This window comes from Vibrio sp. Vb1980, from assembly GCF_033338615.1.
Classification (GTDB): domain Bacteria; phylum Pseudomonadota; class Gammaproteobacteria; order Enterobacterales; family Vibrionaceae; genus Vibrio; species Vibrio alginolyticus.
Genome location: NZ_JAWOSZ010000084.1, coordinates 1 through 689, shown reverse-complemented (window position 1 = coordinate 689; position 689 = coordinate 1). Strand labels below are relative to the sequence as shown.

The window sequence follows — 689 nt, the reverse complement described above, 5'->3', positions numbered from 1 at the left end:
GCCTGAAGCAAGCGCGAACTAAAACAAAAACATAAAAGAACCCAAGTTTGGGGACGATGGCGAATGCACACCAATAAACAATCAACATCGCTGTCATGCCTCATGGGGAAAATAAGGAATTAGGAATGAATTCAAATTCAATCAAGATAGCAACCATCGCTCTGCTTGTTGGCGGGGCACTAGGGTTTGGCGTTAATCAGTACCTATCTGGTGCAAACCACGACATGAGCGGCACAGGCGGTAGCGCTGCGAGTAGCTCAAACGAGCCACTCTATTGGGTTGCGCCAATGGATCCAAATTATAAGCGCGACAAACCGGGTAAATCGCCAATGGGCATGGACTTGATCCCAGTGTACGCCGAAGATCTCGCGGGTGAACAAGACAAACCCGGCACGGTAAAAATTGACCCATCGGTTGAAAACAACTTAGGTGTAAAAACCGCTCAAGTCTCTTTAGAGCAACTTTCACCTCGGATTGAAACTGTCGGCTATATCGCGTTTGACGAAAGCCATTTGTGGCAAACCAATGTTCGCGTGGCGGGCTGGGTTGAAAAGCTTTACATCAATGCCGTGGGTGAAAAGGTCAACAAAGGCGACGTGCTGTTCACGTTGTATTCTCCCGAGCTAGTCAAAGCACAAGAAGAGCTGCTGAACGCCTACCGAACTGGACGTAGTGGCCTGGTGAAAGGC

Annotated in this window: 1 protein-coding gene; it reads left to right on the top strand. The window is 48.9% G+C overall.

Going from position 1 to position 689, the window contains the following annotated elements; translation table 11 throughout:
- Nucleotides 1-125: 125 nt before the first annotated feature.
- The coding region (locus tag R7F64_RS23900) for an efflux RND transporter periplasmic adaptor subunit (RefSeq protein ID WP_318072153.1) at nucleotides 126-689 on the top strand (564 nt) is incomplete at its 3' end.